Genomic DNA, 21,295 nt, shown 5'->3' with positions numbered 1-21,295 from the left:
GGCCTCAGGCCATCACTCAGAATCAATATCTTTGAGGTCGTCCTGAATCGCCTGCGCGTTCGGGTTTTCCTGAGGTTTAAGCTTCCCGCCATTGGCGATGAAATCATGGCGCTGGAAGTACGCTTCACGCACCATAATGTAGGGGTCGGAAGACTGGCGCAGCAGGCCATCAGAATCGAGAAGCTGTGCGCGGCTCTCAATCCCTTCAACCGTCCATTTACCGATAGACATCGGCCAGGTGAGCCAGGAAAGGACCGGATAGAGCGTATCCGCCATATCACCGCCGTCGTCACGAAGCGTGAAGCTACCGTAGAACGGAAGCTGCATATACGGCCCGTAACCCACGTCATAGTGCCCTAACGTACTGCCGAAACGGTGAGGTTCAGCACGCTGTAGTTTCGGATTCGCCATTCCCGCAACATCAATAAAGCCGCCCATCCCCAACAGGGTGTTCAGGAAGAATCGGGTGAAATGCACCATCCCCTGATACGGATCGCCCTGCAGGAAGTAGTTCACCATTACCGCGGGTTCTTCAAGGTTGCCGGTGAAGTTGCTCAGACCATTTCGTGCAGGTTGAGGAACATAGTCACGCCAGGCGACGGCGACCGGCCGAACGACATACGGATCCAACACATTGAAGTTGAAGTTGTACATGGTGCGGTTGAACCCTTCAAACGGGTCGGAACGCCCCTGCTGTTCTGTACCGGAACTCGCACACCCCACCAGCAGTGTGGTTCCCAGCGCAAGCGCCGACAGGCGAAGCTTCATAAATGTCTCCCTGTTGATTATGGCTATCGCTGATTGCCATCCATGACGGAACGAAACCGTATCCGCCTGTTTAGGTGTGAGCGATTGTAACAGCACGTCAAACGATGTCTATATACCCAATCTCGTTGATCTGATCATAGCCTGGTAACGCAACGCTCGTAATGCTTCTATTTTAACTGACGGCGAAAAACCAAACGTTACCATTTTTGCGATTTCAAAGTATGTATCTCTTGCGTGAATAAAAAGTCGCTACGCTTTAGCTATACGTGCTCATAACAGGGTGACCCGATGGACAAGCTCAGCGGCGATAAAATCGATCGGAACAGCGATGGACTTGAAGTAGAAAGCGAAGAGAAACAGCGCGGCAAGAAAATTGAGCTGGACGAAGACCGCCTCCCCTCGCGGGCAATGGCCATACATGAGCACATCCGTCAGGATGGCGAAAAGGAACTGGAGCGCGACGCCATGGCGCTGCTATGGTCGGCAATTGCTGCCGGTCTCTCCATGGGAGCCTCTTTACTGGCAAAAGGGATTTTTCATGTTCAGCTGGACGATGTCCCCGGCCGTTTTTTACTCGAGAACCTCGGTTATACCTTTGGCTTTATCATTGTCATCATGGCACGCCAACAACTGTTCACAGAGAATACGGTAACGGCTGTCCTTCCCATCATGCATAAACCAACGCCGGGTAATATCGGCTTGCTGATGCGACTCTGGGGAATTGTGCTGCTGGGCAATATTCTCGGCACCGGCATCGCGGCCTGGGCCTTTGAATATATGCCAATATTTGATGAAGAAACGCGGGACGCGTTTGTCAGTATCGGTATGGCGGTGATGAAAAACAGTCCGTCAGAAATGTTTGCCAACGCGATCATTTCAGGATGGCTGATTGCCACCATGGTGTGGATGTTTCCCGCAGCCGGGGCTGCAAAAATCGTGGTGATCATCCTGATGACCTGGCTCATCGCGCTGGGCGACACCACCCACATTGTCGTCGGATCGGTTGAAATCCTCTATCTGGTCTTTAACGGTACACTACACTGGAGCGACTTTTTTTGGCCCTTCGCCCTCCCAACACTTGCCGGAAACATCTGCGGCGGCACTTTTATCTTTGCGCTGATGAGTCACGCGCAAATCCGCAACGATATGAGCACCAAACGTAAAGAAGAGGCCAGACAACGCGCCGAAGATAATGAGCAACAGCAGAAAAACCAGAAAAAACAGTCCTGAGTGGCGACGGTTTGAGCAGTCAGGCGGCCTTATACTTACCGCGCTGCATAAAAAACGCTATACTCGTGCCGCTTCGTCTCCTTAGTTAAATGGATATAACGAGCCCCTCCTAAGGGCTAGTTGCAGGTTCGATTCCTGCAGGGGACACCATCCCGCCTTATGATCTCCTTTCTGATTTAGCGCTGCACTGATTTTGGGCCAGGGTCACGGCGTTCTTTGCAAGAGTGCCTCCAAAGCCATCTTCGTCATCTGTTGTTCAAAATGTTCTGCATGCAGATATCGCTTTTCTTTATATTTTTTATCGGTATCCAGGTAGGGTTGATGCAGCGAACATTCCGGTGGGGTGCAAGAGATAATTGTATTAACGAGATCAATTGGCATTGGGTATTCAAAAAACAATTGCCCATGGCGGTAATTATGTTGAATTTGCCATTCCGCCAGTTCGTTAATAAAACAATCGGACTCTGGTTTTGCAATAGCGCTGGCCTTTTCACTGCCCCAAACAACAAAAGCAAGGTTGTATAACCCATGCGCATATGGCCAGAACATTTTATTAAGCTTAGTGACCCCGTACTCCTTCACCCTTGGTACATTTTGGCAATATAAATCGAGTTGGTTCCCTGCTTCTGCAACATTACCGTCGAGGAGTGCGATAAGATAACGGATGGTCAAAAGATCGATTGTGGCTTGCTTAGACGCAAGTACCGCTTCCGCTCTTTTCCTTGCATCAACTTCAAAATCAGTACGTTTGTACCATAACGCCATGACTAAATTAGTTATCGCTATTGTTACAGGATGACCATTGTCACTCATGCCAAGCCTTTCAGGCAAAAGAAGTGGAACACGGGTAAACATGCCTACAGCAAGAATATCCAGGGTTATCCATATATTAGCGCAGTGATCGCATCCTGAATCCCCCCCCAGCGTCACATGCTTAATCATGGCAGACTGAAGCAACGCTGAATGGAGTACCTCCATATTGTTTGACAATATCGCTGTTTTGTATCCCAGTAAATCCGGTATACGTTTCATTCTGAGCATAAAAAGCCATGAACTCACCTGCTCCTGAAGTGAATAATCTTTGTGGAGCTGCTCGTGAATATCCAGGCATTCAGTTAAATAGTCCTTCGTACTCATCCATATCAAGGCATTTTTTTCAGCTTCTTTTTCGTATTCTCGTTGATATGCACGTTGAAATTTTTCTGAAATATACCCCATTAAGCCACCTGTAAAGCGTTATCTCACGACGAATGAGAACGATTGTAAACAGAAACCAGAATAAACGATTGTGTCGCATGAAGGGTAAAAAAACTGAGTAAATGTGTCTTGATCGTCGTTTGATATTCCGCTGTTCCTGTTCCACCTCGGCTACGTGATGGTTCAGAGCGGTGGTCAGTACACGCTTACAAAGCTTCAATGACGATAAATAGCTGTTCGTCTACTTGCTCGACAGGGTAGCAACTGACCTTGAGCTGAGTCGAGTTGAGCAGATAGCCGGTACGTAGATTGAAACGCAGACCGTGAGCACCGCACTGGATCACCTCCCCTTCCAACCGACCGCCGCACAGGGACGCCCCCTGATGGGGACAGCCGTCATCGATGGCGTGGAACTGCCCGGCAACGTTGAACAGCGCAAGGCTCTTCCCCTCCGCCTCGATCAAGACACGCTGACCAGGGGCTGGTACGCGCCCGACCGGAACGGCGATGCGTTTTTCTTTCATAAATAGATCTCTACTTTCACGATTTTGTTCATGTCCGGGCCTCCGTGCTATGGGTACCGACGGCAGGTTCGCTAGCAACAGACGGCTGTGGATCACTTTCCAGCCTGGCCATGTCTTTGTGATAGTGGCGCTTAGCATAGAAGAAGACGGCCGCCACCACGATGCTGATCAGAGGCACCAGCCGGAAGGCATTATCCAGGCCGATGAGGTCGGAGACCCTTCCTGTGACGAAGGGGCCAGGGGCCAGCCCGAGTAGGTTGTTGGCCAGGGTCAGGGTGGCAAAGGCCGTGCCATGCACGCTGGCGCGAGTCAGGTTAGCGACCATGGCGCCCGCCGGGCCCGAGGTGCCGGTGGCGATGAACATACCGAGGCAGATCAAGACCAGTTGGAGGATGCCGGTCGGCAGGGCGAATGCCAGTGATAGCAGAGCGCAACTGCTGAGGCTGTAAAAGATGGCCAGGCTTATCTTGCGATCCGGCCGATCCCGGCACAGTTTGTCGCTCAGAACGCCGCAGAGGATCATGCCAGCGCCGCTGCACAGCACGATGATAGCGGCGATGCTCCCCGCCTTTTCTGTACCCATACCGTAATAACGATTGAGGTAGCTCGGCATCCAGACGATGACGGTCCCGCCGACAAACAGCTGCAAGCCGCTGCCAACATAGGCCGAAATCACGGAGCGACTGGAATAGAGGGTTCGCAACGACTTGCTGTAGACCTCGGGGGCAGGACGCGCTACGCCACGCGCCGGTGAAATGCGCGTTTCCTTGACGATAATGGGATAGAGCGCTGCCAGCAGCAGGCCAAACAACGCCATGCCAGCGAAGGCTAGGCGCCAGCCCATCAGATGGGCCAGCACGCCCCCGAAAGCCATGCCCAGTACAGAGCCAAACATGCCTCCGGAGATGAAGGCGGCTGACAGGGTGGCCCGCATACTCCGCGGGAAGACGGAAACCACCACGGCGATACCGACGCTGCCATAAGCGGCCTCCCCCACGCCAACCAGTAAGCGGGCGATGAACATCTCTTCGTAATTCTGGGCCACTGCACAGCCCAGGGTCGCCAGGCTCCACAGCATGGCCATCAGCGTCAGGCTCTTCACCCGGCCGAAGCGATCCGCCAGCAGGGAGAGCGGGAAAGTCAGCAACCCGACCATCAGCGCCACGATGCCACTGAGCAGGCCAAGTTGCGTATCTGTGAGTGCCCATTCTCCCTTGAGCAGTGGGAAGACGGCGTTGAGCACCTGACGCGACATATAGTCGGAGATCAGCAGCCCAAAGGTTAGCGCAAAGACGACCCAGGCATAACGACGCGGAACGGTAACCTTGCTCGCGTCGTCATCGTTGTTGATATGATACGTAGCCATACAGTCCCTCATTCATCTGCCCGCACCGCATAGCGCTCAGGACAGCAACCTTTTTGCCAACCGAACTTGTCAGGTCGCCCCATCCGCGTGGAGGGGCGGCACATCTCGTTTAGCCGCGTTGCGGCACGCCTTTCTCACCCGCCTTGCGATTCGGTGCCATACCGTTGGCCAGCAGAGTCTGTTCGACACTGTCGTACTGGACGCCGATACGATAGATGGCGCGAGCTTCCTTGCCGTTCGCCACCTCGCGACCCAGCTCGTGCGCCACCCGCACGCACTGCTGGATCTGCTCGACCGAACTCATGCGCTGACCGTGCTGGCCAATGATGGTGTCCTCGATGCCGCAGCGCGGGTGCAGACCCATGGCCATCGCCATCATGTTGAACGGCAGCACGTTCTTGAGCAGGGATTCGGCGGTCAGGGTGCAACCATCAGGCGCGCGCTGGACGAAGTTCATGAAGTTGTACGGATTGGGACCATCGAAACCGCCACCGATGCCAATCCAGGTCAGATTGAGCGGGCCCATGTAGATACCCTTGCGCACGAGACGCTCCAGGGTCTCGAAGGCGTGCATACCGGTCAACTGGAAGTGCGGCTGGATGCCATGGGCCTGTAGGCGTCTGAGGTGCTCTGCCACCCAGGCAGGCCCCGCCGGGACCGTCATCTCGCTGTAAGCGGCCTGCAAGGCCGGGTTGGCCAGGGAAGTGCCTTCCAGGTATTCCGGATAGAGCAGCTCCATAATGTTCATCTGGGTGGTATTAATGGCGACCGTGACCTGATCGGGCTTCGGCGTCAGTTCGGCCAGCATGTGGCGGGTGTCGTCTGACAGCCACTTGGCCGCCTCGCCATCACTTTCCGGGGCGAAGGAAATAGAGCCGCCGACCTGAATTATCATGTCCGGCACGGCTTTGCGCACCCCGGCGATCAGCTCGTTGAACTTGGACAAACGCTTGGAGCCTGTACCGTCCAACTCACGCACATGCAGGTGCAGCACGGTCGCACCGGCTTCGTAGCAATCCACCGCCTTCTGGATCTGCTCCCCCATGGTGACCGGGATGTCTTCCGGGAAATCTTGCGGTGCCCACTCTGGGCCGTAAGGGGCCACGGTGATCACGACCTTTTCCATGTTCTCCGGGTGCAGGGAATCGTCAAAAAATTGCATCTATTCTCTCCTGGCATAGTAGGGTTTTGATGAGTCGTTGATTCACCCGGGCGACGTCGCCCAGGTGGAGGTGCAATCTAGAAGGGCTTGTCGCCCATGATCCCAGCCCGCTCCATCTTGCGGTGGCTGGGCGGGTAGTCCATGGCGGCGTAGTGCTGGGTGCTGCGGTTGTCCCAGATGGCGATGCTGCCGGACTGCCAGCGCCAGCGCACCTGGTATTCGGGAAGATAGGCCTGGCTTATCAGATAGCGCAGCAGATCGCTGCCGCCCATGGTGTAGTCCTGCCCGTAGCGAACATGCTGCGGGGTGTGGTAGTTGCTGAAATGCGTGGTGAAGGCGTTGACGAACAGGATCTTCTCATCCGTCTCCGGATGGGTACGCACCACCGGGTGCTCCGCGTCCGGGAACTGCGCCTTGAGCGCCAGCCGTTTCTCGATGGGGGTGGCCGCCCCGAAGCTGGCCTCCAGACTATGGTAGGCACGCAAGTCTGCGATCTTCTGTTTCACGTCTTCCGGCAGGTACTGCCAGGCCACCACCATGTTGGCCCAGAGCGTATCCCCTCCCACTGGCGGACTCTCGACGCAGCGCAACACACACCCCATCGGGGGTTTTTCGCGCCAGGTCGCATCGGTGTGCCAGGCATTTTCATAGCGCTCATTCGCCACTTCTGGCGTCTTGTAGATACGTACCAGACCGGGATGGTCCGGGTCACTGCCCGCCACCGGATGATCCTCCAGTTCACCAAACAATCGGGCAAAGGCGACGTGCTCGGCACGGCTGATATCCTGCTGGCGCAGGAACAGGACTCGATGTCTGAGCAGTTGCGCACGGATCTCCTTAAACAAGCCAGCATCATGAATGGCGTCGGCCAGACGAACACCGCTCAGCTCAGCGCCGATATGGTAGGTCAGTTGTTCTACACGCATGTCACGCCCCCTGGATGACGAAGATCGATGAGCCCGTGGTCTTGCGCGATTCGAGATCGCTGTGGGCCTTCACCGCATCCTGCAGTGCATATTTTTGATTGATATCAATCCGGATCCGCCCGCTGCCGACGTGGTCGAATAGCTCGGCGGCCAGCGCCGCCTTCTCGGCCGGATCGGCGATATAGTCGGCCAGCGCCGGGCGGGTCAGACAGAGCGACCCCTTCATCGCCAGCAACACAGGATCGAACGGCGGGATGGGACCGGACGCGGTGCCGACGCAGACCATCAGGCCACGACGCTTAAGCGAGTCCAGCGAGCCCATGAAGGTACTCTTGCCGACGCTGTCGAATACCACGTTGACGCCGACGCCCTCGGTCAGGGTACGTACGCGCTGGGCCACATCTTCATGGCTATAGTTGATGGTGTAATCGCAGCCATGGTCACGGGCCACCTCAGCCTTGGCCTCGCTGGAGACGGTGCCGATCACGGTCAGACCGAGCAGTTTGGCCCACTGGGCGACGATGAGGCCGACGCCACCTGCGGCGGCGTGCAACAAAATGGTGTCGCCGGGCTTGAAGTCATAGATACGGCGCATCAGATAGGCAGAGGTCAGCCCGCGCATGGTCATCGCGGCGGCCGTCTCGAAGGTGATGTTGTCGGGCAACTTGATGAGTGGGGCAGCCGGGAGCAGTCGCTCAGTCGCATAGGCGCCGAGGGTATTGAGGAAACCGGTGTAGGTGACACGATCGCCCACCGCCACGTTAGTCACCCCGGCGCCGATGGCCACCACCACCCCAGCCGCCTCGACACCCATGCCACTCGGCATCGGGATCGGGTAGGTACCATTGCGGAAATAGGTGTCGGCATAGTTCAGACCGACGGCGACCTGGCGCAGACGCACCTCGCCCGGGCCTGGCTCTCCGACCGTGACGTCTTCGTAGCGCAGAACCTGCGGTCCCCCAGTCTCGTAAAAGCGTACGGCTTTGGCCATCTCTGTTCTCCAACTCGTCTTTGATGTGAGCAAAATGCCTCGAACTGAATTGAATCTAGGAGATGACGTAAACGTACGCTTTTCATCCGGCGACAGGCGCTTTTCATCTCGTGACTATCGCTCTGAATTCATTGTGTTAGCGGGAGGGAAACCACCAAAACCGACCTCGTCTTACCGCCTCGCGACAGGTTTCACGGCTCCGGGGACGGCCGCCAAAATGTTTTTTTAAAAGACAACTGTTTGAATTTGATAAAAAAAGACAAAGCGGGGCCATAAGTTCGTTGGTGGTGAACGGTATTGACTGGTCACTGGAGTGCTCCGCCGACAGGATCTTCGCCGAGGGCGGCATTGAATGGATACACAGGTTGCGTAAGGGGCAGTATCAGCATCCGCACGGGGAGGGTGAGTCCCCGGCTGAACATTTTTACCGGCTAACGACCTGAAATATAAGCAGCGAAAGATGGCTAACCTTTTATTGTTAATGCGACAGAACCCTCAGCTGTCCTCGCCCCCGCTGCTGATTTCGATTTCCCGGATCAGCCGCTTGTTGATCTTACCGACACTGGTTTTGGGAATATCCGCGACTATCCGGATCTGCCGGGGGATAGCCCATTTATTGATGCGTCCGCTGTCGACGAACCCTTGCAGATGCGCCACTATGGCCTGCGGCTCCAGAAACTCCCCTTCCTTGCAAACCACCAGCGCCAGGGGGCGTTCTCCCCACTGCTCATCCGGGATCCCGACAACGGCCACCGATCTGACCGCCGCGTGGGAGCTGATGAGGCTCTCCAGCGTCAGCGAGCTTACCCACTCTCCGCCCGTCTTGATCACGTCCTTGATGCGATCCTTGATCTCCACTATCCCATGGGGATCGATAGAGGCCATGTCGCCGGTGTGCAGCCAACCGCCGCTCCATAGCTCAGCCCCTTTCTCGGGTTCCTTCAGATAACCCTGAGTCAGCCAGGGTGCTCGTACCACTATCTCGCCCAGCGCCTCGCCATCCTGCACCACCTCCCGGCCTTCGCCATCGACGATGCGCAGATCCACCAGCGGGACGGGCAGGCCAGTGCGGATCCGCAGGGGCAGTTGCTCATCCATGGGCAGGGCCAGCTCTGCATCGCTCAGGTGGGTCAGACAGAGGAGTGGGCAGGTCTCCGACATGCCATAGCCTGCGTGGATACGTATGCCCTTGCGGTGTGCCTGCGTCGCCAGACCGAGAGACAGCGCACTGCCGCCCAGCAACATCTTCCATCCCGACAGGTCGGTCTGCGCGGTTTCGCCGCACTCGAGGATCATCTGCAAGATGGTCGGCACACAGTGCGAGAAGGTCACACCCTCGTCGCGATAGAGGCGCACCAGCTTGTTGGGTTCGTAACGACCGGGGTAGACCTGTTTCACCCCCAGCATCGTCGCCACATAAGGGGCGCCCCAGGCGTGCACGTGGAACATGGGGGTGATCGGCATGTAGACATCGTTCGAACGCAGCAGCGACTGCCCTTCGTTAGCCGCCAGAGTACCCAGTTCGTTGAGGGTGTGCAGCACCAGTTGGCGATGGCTGAAGTAGACGCCCTTGGGGTCGCCCGTGGTGCCCGTGGTGTAGAACAGGGTGGCCATCGAGTTTTCATCGAAGTCGGGGAAGTCGAAGTGATCCCCCACGGCAGCCAGCAGGGTCTCATATTCCCCCAGCACCGGCAGGCTGGTCGCCTTCCCCCCGTCGTCACTGAGCTGGATGTAGCCCCGAACCGTGGTCAGCGTCTCTTCCAGCGACTCGAGAAGCGGCAAGAAGTCGTCGTGCACCAGCACCAGGTGATCCTCGGCATGATTCATGGTGTAGGCAAGTTGATCCGCCGAGAAGCGGACGTTGACCGTGTGCAGCACAGCCCCGATCATGGGCACGGCGAAGAAGCACTCAAGGGCGCGATGGCTGTCCCAGTCCAGCAGAGCGACGGTGTCACCGGGCTTAACACCGGCCGCGGTCAGCATGTTTGCCAGACGGTGGATACGCTGCCTGAGGGTGCGATAGTCGTAACGCAGCTTGTCGGCGTAGACGATTTCTCGCTCGGGGTGATAACGCCCGCCCGACAGCAGCAGACTCTTGATCAGCAACGGATAAGCATGGGCTCCCTGCGCTGACGGTATGATTCTTGTCTTCACCATGCAGGTGACTCCCTGGCGCATTATTTGCTCGGTAAAATTGCAATGACAGAGGAAGGTTAACCTCTGCCCTCTAAACAGGAAGCGGGTGGCTCACTGGCCAGCCCGCTTCCCTGAATATCGATAGTCGCGGAACATGGGCATCAGGTGTCGAGGCGACGCACCAGTTCCAGCCCCTGAGGCCAGGGACCGAAGCCGCTCGCCGGATTGAGATGGCCCACGGAGCCCAGTTCGACAACCTCGCTGCCCCAGTCGGTCGCCATGGCACTCACCGCGTCGGCGCTGGCCAGGGGATCGTTGTTGCTGAGGGCCACCAGGCTGGGAAACGGCAATCGCGTACGCGGCAACGGGCACCAGCCACCGGCCTGCAAGGTCTCCTTGCTCGGGTACTGGGCCGGCCAGTTGGCGTTAAGGTCCGGGGGGGTGACCAGCAGGGCTCCTTTGATTTGATGCTTGTGATGCTGCGCCCAGTGCACCGTCATCAGTACACCGGCACTGTGCGCCACCAGGATCACCGGGCCGTCGATCTGCGCCAGTTCCTGTGCAATGGCCTCGACACGAGCCCGGCAATTGAGCTTATCCTGGGTCAGAGGAGACACTGAACGCACCCTGGCCAGGCTGGCCGCCAGATGCGTCTGCCAATGTTCCGCCACATGCTCGCGCAATCCGGGGACGATCAGCACTGTCGCCCTGGTATGTAATTTATCCATATGACTTTCCTTACTCTCCATACGGGTCTGGCTAAGGGCCAGCGCCTCGGGAGCAACACTAAAGCCCCAACATTCCCGTTGCTTTACTTTTGACGCCATCGATTTTTCATTTTACGACACTGGCAAACAAGACTAAGGCTCGCGCCCGCCTACCCCACTTCCCCAAATAAGTGAAGCATCTATGTTGCAAAATACAACCACAATACTTTCAATTTTGTTACATGACTGCTAATTAAATGTTAATCAACTATTCACGACACAGATTAATAACTTAAGGAAGCTGCACTATGACTGTCTTAGCCAGAGCCGCCATCCTCACCAATTATCTGGACGTCACCCGTCAACTCGGTCTCAATACCCAGCACTTATTGGCGCAGGTGGGACTCAGTACCTCCATCCTGGGTATGCCCAATCAACGCATCCCCGTCTCCACCGCCATCAAGCTGATCGAGCAGTCTGCCCTCGTCAGCGGATGCGATACCCTGGGCCTACGGATGGCGGAGCATCGTCATCTGTCGGACTTTGGCGAGATAAGTCTGCTACTCAGCCACCTGCCCACCCTGCGCGATGCGCTGCAGGGGATCGTACAGTATCGCCAGCTGTGCAATGACTCGCTGGCAATCTACATCGAGGAGGCAGGTAAGATGGTCATCATTCGCGAGGAGGTGATCACCGACATCCCCACCGCGTCACGCCATGCCAGCGAGCTGGCGGTCGGTGTTATGTACCGTTTCTGCTCCGCTCAGGTCGGTGTTGGCGCAAACTGGCGTCCCATCAGCGTCAACTTCACTCACCCCGCGCCGACGGATCTCTCCGTCCACAAACGCATATTCGGTTGCAAGGTGGAGTTTGGCAGTGAATTCAATGGTATTGTCTGTCAGGCTGCCGATCTGGACATCGCCAACCCGCTGGCCAACAAGGCCATGGCTCTCCACGCGCGCAACTACCTCGACTCGCTGCTGGTGGAAAACCACCAGTCCCTGATGTTCGACGTGCGCAAGTCGATCTACCTGCGTCTGCCGATGGGGCGCGCCACCATAGAGCAGATCTCCCGCACCCTGGGGATGAATGTGCGTACCCTGCAACGCCATCTGGAAGAGAGCGGCGCCACCTTCAGCGAGCTTATCAATGATGTGCGGCGCGACCTGGTGATCCGTTAACTGCAGAATCCAGGCTACTCCCTTGGCCACATCGCCGACATGCTCGGCTACTCCATGCCCAGTTCCTTCACGCGCTGGTTCAGTGCCCAGTTCGGTATGCCTCCCGCAACCTGGCGCTCTCGCCACAGCAAAGTCCCCAGGGCCGTCCAGACAACAACGGGGTGTTTATATTCATCACCTGAATAACAACGGCGGATAATGACGAAAAGTAAAAATGACCGCAGCCGTAAACCTCTCAAGAAGCGGATACGGCATGTCGGTCTGGATTGAGATTTTGGGATTAGCGCTGAGAGTGGGATCTATCAATACTGGCTTCGTAAGCGGGTTTGTACTCGAAGCGGTTGTAATACCCTTCCTGGTGCGTTATTTCCCGCCATCGTGTTCCGACTCTCTCGGCTACGTTGGATACAGAATGAGTTGCTGATTTTTGCTCGCCATGCAGACCCGGTTACGCCCTTCCCGTTTCGCGCGGTAAAGCGCCTGATCGGCTCTGTCAAGCGCAGCCTGGAAACCCTCACTGGCGTTCAGTTCATCAGGCGTCATCTGTGCAAGACCAAAACTTGCCGTGAATTGAATCTTACGACCATGGAAATCCACTTCCTGACGCGCGAAATTGCTTCGGATGCGTTCGGCCACTACGTTGGCGTAATCAGATTCGGTAAATGGCATCACCACGACAAACTCTTCACCACCAAGCCGGGCGGCAATATCATTTCCCCGAACCAATCCCGGTAATATTTGCCCTACACACCGGAGTACCTCATCTCCCCCACTATGGCCGAAGTTGTCGTTGATCTTTTTGAAATAGTCCAAATCAATGCTCAGCACACACAGGGATTGCCGCTGACGACTCATCACACGACAGATATTCCGGACTTGTTCGTCAAAATAGCGGCGGTTTGCCAAACCGGTCAGTGGATCACGCAGAGCATCTTTGACAAGTTGTGCCCGTTGCAGGGAGTTCGCATGCATATAATTCAACAATGACCACTGCGTTATGATGATGGCAATAAGCGCCATGACCGAACAAAAGACCTGCAAATACCAGCCATGCAGGATCTCATGTTCCGCAAGTCCCGCAGCCATCACCCATTTATGATGACTCAAATTGAGGAATACCCCCATGCGTGAGGTACCGTCAATAGGCGATATATATTGATTGGTCTGAGCCGAATCGGAGGAATATTTCATGACCTCCTTGAGGTAAGGGTTGAAATGAAGCGGGCCCACGGTAATACCGGCTCCCACGCGGGTGAGCTGAATATAATTATCACGATCCAGCACAACCATTGCCCCACCGGAGCCGAGATAAAAACCTTTATCACTCAGTTTTCTAAAAATTTTTACTATAGAGTGGGCATCGAAATATCCAACAACACCCCCAAGGAAGTTTCCTTTGGCGTCACGGATAGCGTGGTACATCACAAACCCGTGGATATTGGGATCCGTTCCCTGACTCTGCCAATAAAACAGGCTGTCATTCTCTTTACTGTGACGCAGTTGCTTAAACAGAGGGCGATCGCGAAAGCTGGCCTGCGTGAGGGTCGATGCGCTGAGTGCGTTTTCCAGCGGGAAAAGTGCACGCTGAGCAACAAAGTCGCCCTTCTCATCGAACACGATCACACCATCGAGCCAGTCTTGTTTCAGCTCTTCATCCAGAAACCGATTGGTATTTTCAGACGTGACGGTGTGATTCAGCAACAAAGCATTGCCGATAAGACGTACCTGATACCCCATCGCATCCAGACTGGTTTCAAAACGCTCGGCTTCCAATAACGTGGTATTGCGCAGAATACGGGCAGCCTCACCCATAATATATGTGTATTGATAATAAAGATGCCCGGCAAGAATTGCCGTTTGCAAAAAAATAAACAGCAGAAGTAAACCCCGCTTTGCGGTCAAGCTGAGATGGCCACAGTATGAGGCAATTTTTCCGTACGGCACGCGTTTTCCTGGTCAATGAGGATAATGGTAGAGACGACCTGCTTTAATATATTCACCGAAGTTATTTATTATGCTAAAGGCTGATTCTCATTGCTGGATACATTCCGTCTGCTTTGGTGATATTCCCAACGCGCCGTTAAGATTTCTTTTTGTTCATTGGTCATATTACCGGTCATAGCAGCAAGTGAAATATAGGTGCCGTTGGTTTCCATCATCACCATACTTCTGGCAATAAAATCTAACCCTGTGAAAGTAAAAGCACTGTCATATTTTGGAGACGATATACTGGCCATACAGATGGGTTCCTAATGAAAGATTCACACAATGTTTCAAATTATTACCATTACAATCAAAATACTCAACACGCACAAAAGCAGAGTTAAAAACTGTGCTGTGATAAAAAGCATCATCAACCTAAAAACAGAAACCTGATAGTGAAGATGAAAGTATTAACACTGCGAGAGAACGCAGTTTTTTACGTCAATCATTGCCTATCATTTAACGATTTAGCATTTTGCATTTGTTGCAATTATTCTCTCGCGGCATTTTTAATGATTATTTTTACCGCATGATTTTATTCAACTATTTAATTACAGCTGCGCATTGTGACGAGACTTGCTCCAGGCCTGTGGTTTTGTAAAGGTTCGAGGTATGCAAAGCGCTCCCGCACTGCGCGCGTCAGATAAACGACTATCCCCCTGACGAGTCTCTTGCCCATCTCACAGGGAAACGGAAAAGCACCCGACAAAAAAATGCTGATCCGGGTGCATCCATTTTGGCTTTTGCATCGTCTCTCCAGTAAACCCTCACCACGACTGGAGTCCTCATGAAATATAAGCACCTAATCCTTTCACTGTTGTTACCCAGTTTTACTGCTTTTTCTGCCTCACCGCTTACCGATCCTGCAATTCAGCACCAGCCTCAGGATGGCGTCATTAAGGTCTATGGACCTGGCGGTCCGCACTCTGCGCTGCAAAAAGCCGCCAGCGCCTGGTCGAAACAATCGGGCGTTAACGTTGCGATCATCTATGGACCGGAAAGTAAATGGAGCAAAGAGGCGCAGCACGATGCCGATCTCATTTTCGGCTCTTCCCAGCAGTCGATGACCGCTTTTCTGGAAACGTATGCCTTTATTCAAAGTAAGGATGTACAGCCCCTCTATTTACAGCGTTCGGTGCTTGCGGTGAAACCGGGAAATCCTAAAGGCATCAAGGGAATTAACGATCTACTGAACAAAGACGTCGGCATCGTAGTCACCGAAGGTGCAGGGGTTTACAACACCTCCGGAACCGGGGTCTGGGAGGATATCGCCGGACGTACCGGCCAGCTTGCCGATATCAAAAACATCCGCAGCAAAATTGTTGCGTTTGAAAAAGGTAGCGGCGCTGCATTTAAGGCATTTCAGCAACCCCAGGCCGATGCCTGGATCACGTGGAGCGACTGGCCTCTCGCACACCCCGATCAGGCCACGCTGGTCGAGATAGAACCCGAGCGGCGGATCTATCGGGATATGAATATCGCCGTCGCTAAAAATGCCGATCCGCAGACCCAGGATTTCGTCCGTTACCTGAGCTCCCCGGAGGCGAGCAAAATTTTTGCTCATGAAGGCTGGATGCAATAACCCGTTAGAAAATTCCGTCTACAATCAATCAACAGGAAACAGTTATGAACAAATTCATCTGGAGTGTGATGTTAGCAGGAACCACCTGTGCCGTGCAGGCCGCAGATATCGCCGTACATGATACGTCACTTGGAAAGGTGTATACCGACAAAGAGAGCATGACGCTCTATACCTTTGATAAAGATGGTAACGGTATGTCCGTTTGCGACGCGGAGTGCAGCAAAAACTGGCCGCCGCTGCGGGTCACAGAAAAGATGTCGCCCGCGCTCGATGGGCTTGAAGCCATCAAGCGAGAGGATGGCACCCAACAATGGGCACTCAACGGTAAACCGCTCTACCGCTGGGTAAAAGATATGAAACCCGGCGATACCACTGGCGCGGGGGTCAAAAACGTCTGGCAGCTGGCGCGCGCCGACGAAACGCCTGTCCGACTGTATTCGACAAAAACAGGCCGTATTCTGGTGAACGCCGAAAACATGACGCTTTACACCTTTGATAAAGATCAGAATGGCATCCCGGCCTGCTACGACGATTGCGCGGAAAAGTGGCCGCCAGTGATTGTCGGGGCAAGTGCAAAATTAACGCCGCCATTCAGTTCCACCGCTCGCCGGGACGGCCAGCGGCAGTTGCGTTATAACAACATGCCACTCTATCTCTGGAAACAGGATCGCGCCCCAGGCGACACCACCGGAGATAACGTCAAAAACGTGTGGCATATCATCTCCATTACTCAATAAGGCATTGCGTGGACATTGATAAGGAAGAGATCCGCACACTTTTTTCGCGGATCATGCTGCAGGACAGAGAAGCCTTTACCACCCTTTATCAACGCACCAGCGGGTATTTATATACCCGCATTTTACTTATCGTGAGAGACAGGGCGATTGCTGCTGATTTGCTCCAGGAGGGCTATATAAAAATCTGGCACGGTAAACTCCGTTCACCGATTGACGCCCCCTGGGCATGGCTGTGCCAGGTCATGCGAAACCAGGCAATCGACCACATCCGACAGCACGGTAGACGCGGTGAAACAGCGCTGTTGGATCAGGAACACGACCTCATTGCGCCACCGGTGCAACAGGAGAAAGAGCGTCGGCTCACCGACTGCCTTTCCCAACTGGAAGCAGAGAAACGCAGCGCCATCGTCCTCGCCTGGTATCACGGTTTTTCACACCCCGAGATTGCCAGCCATCTCAGTGCGCCGCAGGGCACGATCAAATCCTGGATCCGCCGGGGTCTCAGTGAGTTAAAACAATGCCTCAGCCAATAACCCCTTCCCGCTATCGCCATCCGCAGATCCGCGAGCATCTCGCCAGTCAATATCTGTTGGGTGTACTGTCTCCGCTTGCCAGACGGCGGTTTGAAAACCTTCTGCAACAGGACCCTTCTTTATGGGAGGCGGTGGAAGAATGGCAGCAACGCCTGGATGCTCGCAGTCTCCCGATCGCCCATCCACCAGCACGCGTCTGGCGCAATATACAGGCATCAATGGACAGAGACGCATCAGCGCGCGGCGTAAAACACTGGCTGCGTAATGCTGGGTGGCTGGCAGCAGGGGCGCTGCTGATGTTTCTGACGCTAACGCCGGTAACGCAGCAAATAAAGCCCGTAAGTTATCTGGCGATGATGTCGTCCCCGGAGTGTCGGGATTGTTTTGTCCTGCTGGCGTTCCAGGGAAGTAAACCCGGACAGTCCAGCATCCGTGTGCAATACAGCGCGCACAGTGACCCGGCAGCGTTTACGCAGGCAACGTTGTGGATGCGCGACAAAACCAGTGGCCAGCTGGTTTACCTTGCCCCGATGACGCAATTGCGGGATATGCACTATCTGACTCCCGGTGAATGGAAGCAGTTGAAAAACAGCGATCAACTGGTCGTCAAAGATAACGAACGCACGTTGTTTTCCGGCAAATGTCTTACACTTTAGTCCGGCCAATTTCTGATAACCCAACGTTTCCACCGGCAGGCGAAGTTCGGTGGGCGTTCGGAGAATGAGGAATCATCGGCGAAACTGAGCAATATGCGACTTAACACCAGGTTTATCCAAATTAAGTGCCAGACCAGGCTGGCACTTAACACATGAAAATAAGCAAAATGTTTAGAATAAGCGTAGGTTATTATTCAATTTTATTTACAGGAGGATGTCGTCTGCTTTTATCGCCTGTCGTAACCCACCATTAATTGGATCATCAACCCACATGCCGGAGAAAGAAAAAGAAAAAAGCCGGTAACCATTTCTGCTCCCCCGGTCAACCACCAGGTGAAGTAGTATATTAAGATTGCAAGAGTAATCATTCCGATAAAAGAAAAAATACCTGAAACGATCCCCAAAACCTGACCGATATAACCGCTTACGGCTACAATACCTATCGCAAGAAACATCAATAAATAGATCATAGCGTTACCTCCTGTGGGCCGTGATGCTTCCCGTAATGCTTTACACTCCTTACCGTTTATACTTTAAGTTATACCTTATAACGGAACCGCGTGTATCACATTCGCCTCACAATTTGCCCCCCTGCACTCATCGTGCTTCACGGTCTCAAAAAGCATTTAAAACATAGAATTAAAATTAAGTACTCCCCCCACTCATAACCCGAAAAATCTTTACGTTTCTTGTATAAGATTTTATAGCAGGTTCTAATCCTAAAATGGTATATTATATCGGCAAGCATTCATGCCCCTCGTGGTTTTGTCCTGACTCAGCTTTACACTCTTTACAGGAACCATTGTCGTACATGATGGCCTAAGTAAAAGTGTACCGCTGCAGACCAGAAGTCTTCTGCGATACAACCTCCCGTATCTATTGAAGGTGCTTATGTTCCCAACAAGCAAATTTTCACGCGCATTCCTGCATCCGCGCTACTGGCTCACCTGGTTTGGTGTCGGTGTGCTCTGGTTGCTGGTGCAATTGCCTTATCCCGTTTTATGCTTTTTGGGGACCCGAACCGGCAAACTGGCGCGCCCTTTTTTAAAACGTCGCGAATCTATCGCCCGTAAAAATCTTGAACTCTGCTTCCCAAAATTATCGCCGGAAGAGAGAGAAACCATGATTGCAGAGAACTTTCATTCTCTCGGCATGGCATTGCTCGAAACGGGCATGGCCTGGTTCTGGCCTGACAAACGCGTGCGCAAATGGTTTGATGTCGAAGGCATGGATAACCTGCTGCGCGCCCAGGCGCAAAACCGGGGCGTTATGGTGGTCGGTGTTCACTTTATGTCTCTGGAGTTGGGCGGTCGCGTAATGGGACTTTGCCAGCCGATGATGGCAACCTACCGTCCGCATAATAACCCGTTAATGGAATGGGTTCAGACGCGCGGACGTATGCGCTCTAATAAAGCGATGATCGGCAGAAACAATCTTCGCGGCATCGTCAGCGCGCTGAAAAAAGGTGAGGCCGTATGGTTTGCTCCCGACCAGGACTACGGACGTAAAGGCAGCTCATTTGCACCCTTCTTTGCGGTCAAAAATGTTGCCACCACTAACGGGACGTATGTGCTTTCCCGCCTGTCTGGCGCTGCCATGCTGACCGTCACCATGGTGAGAAAAACCGATAACTCAGGATATCGTTTGTTTATCTCGCCTGAAATGGAAGGTTACCCGAGCGAAGAAAGCCAGGCTGCCGCCTACATGAACAAGATCATCGAAAGAGAGATTATGCGCGCGCCTGAACAATATCTCTGGATCCATCGTCGGTTCAAAACTCGCCCGCAGGGCGAAGCCTCCCTCTATATTTAAAAAAGAAAGGCCATATGGCCTTTCTTTTTTTTGCCTTTTTCATGCCCTGCCCCCCCCATCCAGACCACGCTGACATCACACCATTCAATGTGGATATTGCCTAAAAATAACCACAATTACAGCAAGGTATAGCAAGCGTTATCCGATCAATATTCACGTCGCTGATTGACCATTTATTACCGTCAGAAATTAAACTGTCGCCGAATCACGACACCTGTAAGTTACTAAAAGTAAATAAAAAAATGCCTCTTGTCTCGCCTCATTTTTAGGCGTACATTAGCGCCGTCTGGAGCGATGAAGCACAGAATTCTGAGGTGATGCCGCAGACGAAACGGGGAACATTCTCAGTTTCATTCAGTCTGGCACCAACTCTCTATAATCAGGTGAGTTTAAGTTCATTTAGGCGTACATGAAGGTACGCGGAGAGATGAAACGTGAAATATTTCTTTATGGGCATTTCATTTATGGTCATCGTATGGGCCGGTACTTTTGCCCTGATGATCTAAAAACAAAAAAATGCAGCAAAAAACAGGAGCCCATTGGCTCCTGTTTTGCTTTTCTACTCTGCGCTTTCCGTTGTGGATTTCGCACCCGTTGGCAATACGCCATCAGCACGGAACATGGCTTTGATGCCTCTGACCGCCTGACGAATACGGTCGCGGTTTTCAATCAGCGCAAAACGCACATGAGTATCCCCGTAATCACCAAAACCAATTCCCGGCGAGACACAGACTTTGGCATCCTTCAGCAACTTTCTGGCAAATTCCAGCGAGCCCATTGCGGCATACTGTTCGGGAATTTTTGCCCAAACGTACATGGATGCTTTCGGCATCTCAACCATCCACCCCGCTTCATGTAACCCTTTCACCAACACATCGCGGCGACGCTTATACTGCTCAGCAATATCGCGAACGCACTGCTGATCGCCCTCCAGCGCCGCAATCGCCGCGACCTGTAACGGCGTAAACGTACCGTAGTCGTGATAGCTCTTAATTCGCGCCAGAGCGCTGACCAGCGTAGGGTTTCCGACCATAAAGCCAATGCGCCAGCCTGCCATATTGTAGCTTTTCGACAGGGTAAAAAATTCAACGGCCACATCACGCGCCCCTGGCACCTGCATGATCGACGGCGCTTTCCAGCCGTCGTAAACAATATCGGCATAGGCCAGGTCGTGAACCACCAGCACATCATAGCGTTTTGCCAGCGCGACCACTTTCTCGAAAAACGCTAATTCAACGCACTGTGCGGTGGGGTTGGAGGGGAATCCGAGGATCATCATCTTCGGTTTCGGGTAGCTTTCACGAATGGCACGTTCCAGTTCAGTAAAGAAGTCAATGCCTTCCACCAGCGGCACAGAACGTACCTGCGCCCCGGCAATGACGGCGCCATAAATATGAATCGGATAGCTTGGATTCGGCACCAGTACCGTGTCGCCATGATCGAGCGTCGCCAGCATCAGGTGCGCCAACCCCTCTTTCGAACCAATAGTCACAATGGCTTCGGTTTCCGGATCAATCTCCACATCGTAGCGTTCCTGATACCAGTGGGAAATCGCCCGACGTAAACGCGGGATGCCGCGGGACGTCGAGTAACCGTGGGTATCCGGGCGCTGGGCCACGGTGCAAAGTTTTTCGACAATATGAGGAGGCGTGGCGCCATCCGGGTTCCCCATGCTGAAGTCGATAATATCTTCGCCGCGCCGACGCGCAGCCATTTTCAGTTCAGCGGTAATGTTGAAAACATAGGGTGGGAGACGATCAATACGCGTAAAGCGACGTTCAGGACGAGAGTCAGCCATAATATC

22 protein-coding genes and 1 tRNA gene are annotated in these 21,295 nt (G+C 53.8%); 10 read left to right on the top strand and 13 right to left on the bottom strand.

The window, feature by feature from the left end; genetic code table 11:
* Positions 1–12: 12 nt before the first annotated feature.
* Positions 13–768, bottom strand: coding sequence for a phospholipid-binding lipoprotein MlaA (gene mlaA / locus P2W74_RS07120; RefSeq protein ID WP_276294471.1), 756 nt, complete (start codon positions 766–768; stop codon positions 13–15).
* Between the two features lie 288 nt (positions 769–1,056).
* On the opposite strand from mlaA, the gene P2W74_RS07115 reads away from it, so the two are divergent.
* Together P2W74_RS07115 and P2W74_RS07110 are read left to right on the top strand one after the other, a co-directional pair.
* On the top strand, positions 1,057–1,998 hold the full coding sequence (locus P2W74_RS07115) for a formate/nitrite transporter family protein (protein WP_276294470.1): 942 nt from the start codon (positions 1,057–1,059) through the stop codon (positions 1,996–1,998).
* 75 nt (positions 1,999–2,073) lie between these two features.
* Positions 2,074–2,148, top strand: a tRNA-Arg gene (locus tag P2W74_RS07110).
* Positions 2,149–2,202: 54 nt separating this feature from the next.
* On the opposite strand, the gene P2W74_RS07105 is transcribed toward P2W74_RS07110, so the two are convergent.
* The 8 genes from P2W74_RS07105 to P2W74_RS07065 all read right to left on the bottom strand — a co-directional run bounded on the left by P2W74_RS07105 (position 2,203) and on the right by P2W74_RS07065 (position 11,028).
* Positions 2,203–3,216: a hypothetical protein gene (locus tag P2W74_RS07105; protein WP_276294469.1), complete on the bottom strand. Its 1,014-nt coding sequence runs from the start codon at positions 3,214–3,216 to the stop codon at positions 2,203–2,205.
* A gap of 185 nt (positions 3,217–3,401) precedes the next feature.
* Positions 3,402–3,719 (bottom strand): Rieske (2Fe-2S) protein, encoded by a 318-nt coding sequence (locus tag P2W74_RS07100; RefSeq protein WP_276294468.1) that lies wholly within the window; start codon positions 3,717–3,719, stop codon positions 3,402–3,404.
* A 28-nt stretch (positions 3,720–3,747) separates the two neighbouring features.
* Positions 3,748–5,085, bottom strand: a complete 1,338-nt coding sequence (locus P2W74_RS07095) for an MFS transporter (protein ID WP_276294467.1) — start codon at positions 5,083–5,085, stop codon at positions 3,748–3,750.
* A 109-nt stretch (positions 5,086–5,194) separates the two neighbouring features.
* A complete protein-coding gene (locus P2W74_RS07090; protein ID WP_276294466.1) occupies positions 5,195–6,247 on the bottom strand; it encodes a beta-keto acid cleavage family enzyme in 1,053 nt (350 codons plus the stop codon).
* A 77-nt stretch (positions 6,248–6,324) separates the two neighbouring features.
* The gene (locus P2W74_RS07085; RefSeq protein ID WP_276294465.1) at positions 6,325–7,173 is read right to left on the bottom strand and encodes a TauD/TfdA dioxygenase family protein; all 849 of its coding nucleotides are present in this window, start codon (positions 7,171–7,173) and stop codon (positions 6,325–6,327) included.
* A 1-nt stretch (position 7,174) separates the two neighbouring features.
* Positions 7,175–8,164 (bottom strand): quinone oxidoreductase family protein, encoded by a 990-nt coding sequence (locus tag P2W74_RS07080; protein ID WP_276294464.1) that lies wholly within the window; start codon positions 8,162–8,164, stop codon positions 7,175–7,177.
* A 495-nt stretch (positions 8,165–8,659) separates the two neighbouring features.
* Positions 8,660–10,321 (bottom strand): fatty acid--CoA ligase, encoded by a 1,662-nt coding sequence (locus tag P2W74_RS07070; RefSeq protein ID WP_276294463.1) that lies wholly within the window; start codon positions 10,319–10,321, stop codon positions 8,660–8,662.
* A gap of 140 nt (positions 10,322–10,461) precedes the next feature.
* Positions 10,462–11,028: an RBBP9/YdeN family alpha/beta hydrolase gene (locus P2W74_RS07065; RefSeq protein WP_276294462.1), complete on the bottom strand. Its 567-nt coding sequence runs from the start codon at positions 11,026–11,028 to the stop codon at positions 10,462–10,464.
* A 287-nt stretch (positions 11,029–11,315) separates the two neighbouring features.
* On the opposite strand from P2W74_RS07065, the gene P2W74_RS07060 reads away from it, so the two are divergent.
* Together P2W74_RS07060 and P2W74_RS23465 are read left to right on the top strand one after the other, a co-directional pair.
* Positions 11,316–12,188 (top strand): AraC family transcriptional regulator, encoded by an 873-nt coding sequence (locus P2W74_RS07060; protein WP_276294461.1) that lies wholly within the window; start codon positions 11,316–11,318, stop codon positions 12,186–12,188.
* 39 nt (positions 12,189–12,227) lie between these two features.
* Positions 12,228–12,374 carry a hypothetical protein gene (locus P2W74_RS23465; protein ID WP_412767217.1) on the top strand — a complete coding sequence of 49 codons (147 nt, stop codon included), beginning with the start codon at positions 12,228–12,230 and terminating at the stop codon, positions 12,372–12,374.
* A gap of 210 nt (positions 12,375–12,584) precedes the next feature.
* On the opposite strand, the gene P2W74_RS07055 is transcribed toward P2W74_RS23465, so the two are convergent.
* A complete protein-coding gene (locus P2W74_RS07055; protein ID WP_276294460.1) occupies positions 12,585–14,132 on the bottom strand; it encodes a sensor domain-containing diguanylate cyclase in 1,548 nt (515 codons plus the stop codon).
* A gap of 68 nt (positions 14,133–14,200) precedes the next feature.
* Positions 14,201–14,425 carry a hypothetical protein gene (locus P2W74_RS07050; protein ID WP_276294459.1) on the bottom strand — a complete coding sequence of 75 codons (225 nt, stop codon included), beginning with the start codon at positions 14,423–14,425 and terminating at the stop codon, positions 14,201–14,203.
* A 533-nt stretch (positions 14,426–14,958) separates the two neighbouring features.
* Between P2W74_RS07050 and P2W74_RS07045 the strand changes: the two genes are divergently transcribed.
* Genes P2W74_RS07045 through P2W74_RS07030 form a run of 4 tightly spaced genes read left to right on the top strand, consistent with a single transcriptional unit; the run spans position 14,959 to position 17,679 of the window.
* On the top strand, positions 14,959–15,753 hold the full coding sequence (locus tag P2W74_RS07045; RefSeq protein WP_276294458.1) for a substrate-binding domain-containing protein: 795 nt from the start codon (positions 14,959–14,961) through the stop codon (positions 15,751–15,753).
* Between the two features lie 44 nt (positions 15,754–15,797).
* Entirely contained in the window at positions 15,798–16,490 is a 693-nt protein-coding gene (locus P2W74_RS07040; RefSeq protein WP_276294457.1) for a hypothetical protein, read from the top strand.
* Between the two features lie 8 nt (positions 16,491–16,498).
* Entirely contained in the window at positions 16,499–17,023 is a 525-nt protein-coding gene (locus P2W74_RS07035) for a sigma-70 family RNA polymerase sigma factor (protein WP_276294456.1), read from the top strand.
* Entirely contained in the window at positions 17,008–17,679 is a 672-nt protein-coding gene (locus tag P2W74_RS07030; protein WP_276294455.1) for a hypothetical protein, read from the top strand. Before P2W74_RS07035 ends, P2W74_RS07030 begins: the two co-directional genes overlap by 16 nt.
* Positions 17,680–17,906: 227 nt before the next feature.
* On the opposite strand, the gene P2W74_RS07025 is transcribed toward P2W74_RS07030, so the two are convergent.
* A complete protein-coding gene (locus P2W74_RS07025; protein ID WP_276294454.1) occupies positions 17,907–18,149 on the bottom strand; it encodes a DUF2545 family protein in 243 nt (80 codons plus the stop codon).
* Positions 18,150–18,570: 421 nt separating this feature from the next.
* Between P2W74_RS07025 and lpxP the strand changes: the two genes are divergently transcribed.
* Together lpxP and ypdK are read left to right on the top strand one after the other, a co-directional pair.
* Positions 18,571–19,491, top strand: coding sequence for a kdo(2)-lipid IV(A) palmitoleoyltransferase (gene lpxP, locus P2W74_RS07020; RefSeq protein ID WP_276294453.1), 921 nt, complete (start codon positions 18,571–18,573; stop codon positions 19,489–19,491).
* A 434-nt stretch (positions 19,492–19,925) separates the two neighbouring features.
* A complete protein-coding gene (gene ypdK / locus P2W74_RS07015; protein ID WP_010723117.1) occupies positions 19,926–19,997 on the top strand; it encodes a membrane protein YpdK in 72 nt (23 codons plus the stop codon).
* Between the two features lie 53 nt (positions 19,998–20,050).
* On the opposite strand, the gene alaC is transcribed toward ypdK, so the two are convergent.
* The gene (gene alaC, locus P2W74_RS07010) at positions 20,051–21,289 is read right to left on the bottom strand and encodes an alanine transaminase (RefSeq protein WP_276294452.1); all 1,239 of its coding nucleotides are present in this window, start codon (positions 21,287–21,289) and stop codon (positions 20,051–20,053) included.
* Positions 21,290–21,295 lie beyond the last annotated feature (6 nt).

Origin of the sequence: Citrobacter enshiensis (genome assembly GCF_029338175.1) — a bacterium.
Lineage (GTDB): Bacteria > Pseudomonadota > Gammaproteobacteria > Enterobacterales > Enterobacteriaceae > Citrobacter_D > Citrobacter_D enshiensis.
This window is presented reverse-complemented; position numbering and strand designations above follow the sequence as displayed.

Bases quoted from the DNA above. Each gene is read 5' to 3' on its own strand.
- P2W74_RS07105 (WP_276294469.1), bottom strand. From the start codon at position 3,216: ATGGGGTATATTTCAGAAAAATTTCAACGTGCATATCAACGAGAATAC.
- P2W74_RS23465 (WP_412767217.1), top strand. From the start codon at position 12,228: ATGCTCGGCTACTCCATGCCCAGTTCCTTCACGCGCTGGTTCAGTGCC.
- P2W74_RS07065 (WP_276294462.1), bottom strand. From the start codon at position 11,028: ATGGATAAATTACATACCAGGGCGACAGTGCTGATCGTCCCCGGATTG.
- P2W74_RS07100 (WP_276294468.1), bottom strand. From the start codon at position 3,719: ATGAAAGAAAAACGCATCGCCGTTCCGGTCGGGCGCGTACCAGCCCCT.
- P2W74_RS07080 (WP_276294464.1), bottom strand. From the start codon at position 8,164: ATGGCCAAAGCCGTACGCTTTTACGAGACTGGGGGACCGCAGGTTCTG.
- P2W74_RS07040 (WP_276294457.1), top strand. From the start codon at position 15,798: ATGAACAAATTCATCTGGAGTGTGATGTTAGCAGGAACCACCTGTGCC.
- P2W74_RS07115 (WP_276294470.1), top strand. From the start codon at position 1,057: ATGGACAAGCTCAGCGGCGATAAAATCGATCGGAACAGCGATGGACTT.
- P2W74_RS07070 (WP_276294463.1), bottom strand. From the start codon at position 10,321: ATGGTGAAGACAAGAATCATACCGTCAGCGCAGGGAGCCCATGCTTAT.
- alaC (WP_276294452.1), bottom strand. From the start codon at position 21,289: ATGGCTGACTCTCGTCCTGAACGTCGCTTTACGCGTATTGATCGTCTC.
- P2W74_RS07050 (WP_276294459.1), bottom strand. From the start codon at position 14,425: ATGGCCAGTATATCGTCTCCAAAATATGACAGTGCTTTTACTTTCACA.
- P2W74_RS07045 (WP_276294458.1), top strand. From the start codon at position 14,959: ATGAAATATAAGCACCTAATCCTTTCACTGTTGTTACCCAGTTTTACT.
- P2W74_RS07085 (WP_276294465.1), bottom strand. From the start codon at position 7,173: ATGCGTGTAGAACAACTGACCTACCATATCGGCGCTGAGCTGAGCGGT.
- P2W74_RS07025 (WP_276294454.1), bottom strand. From the start codon at position 18,149: ATGATCTATTTATTGATGTTTCTTGCGATAGGTATTGTAGCCGTAAGC.
- P2W74_RS07090 (WP_276294466.1), bottom strand. From the start codon at position 6,247: ATGCAATTTTTTGACGATTCCCTGCACCCGGAGAACATGGAAAAGGTC.
- P2W74_RS07030 (WP_276294455.1), top strand. From the start codon at position 17,008: ATGCCTCAGCCAATAACCCCTTCCCGCTATCGCCATCCGCAGATCCGC.
- lpxP (WP_276294453.1), top strand. From the start codon at position 18,571: ATGTTCCCAACAAGCAAATTTTCACGCGCATTCCTGCATCCGCGCTAC.
- P2W74_RS07095 (WP_276294467.1), bottom strand. From the start codon at position 5,085: ATGGCTACGTATCATATCAACAACGATGACGACGCGAGCAAGGTTACC.
- P2W74_RS07060 (WP_276294461.1), top strand. From the start codon at position 11,316: ATGACTGTCTTAGCCAGAGCCGCCATCCTCACCAATTATCTGGACGTC.
- mlaA (WP_276294471.1), bottom strand. From the start codon at position 768: ATGAAGCTTCGCCTGTCGGCGCTTGCGCTGGGAACCACACTGCTGGTG.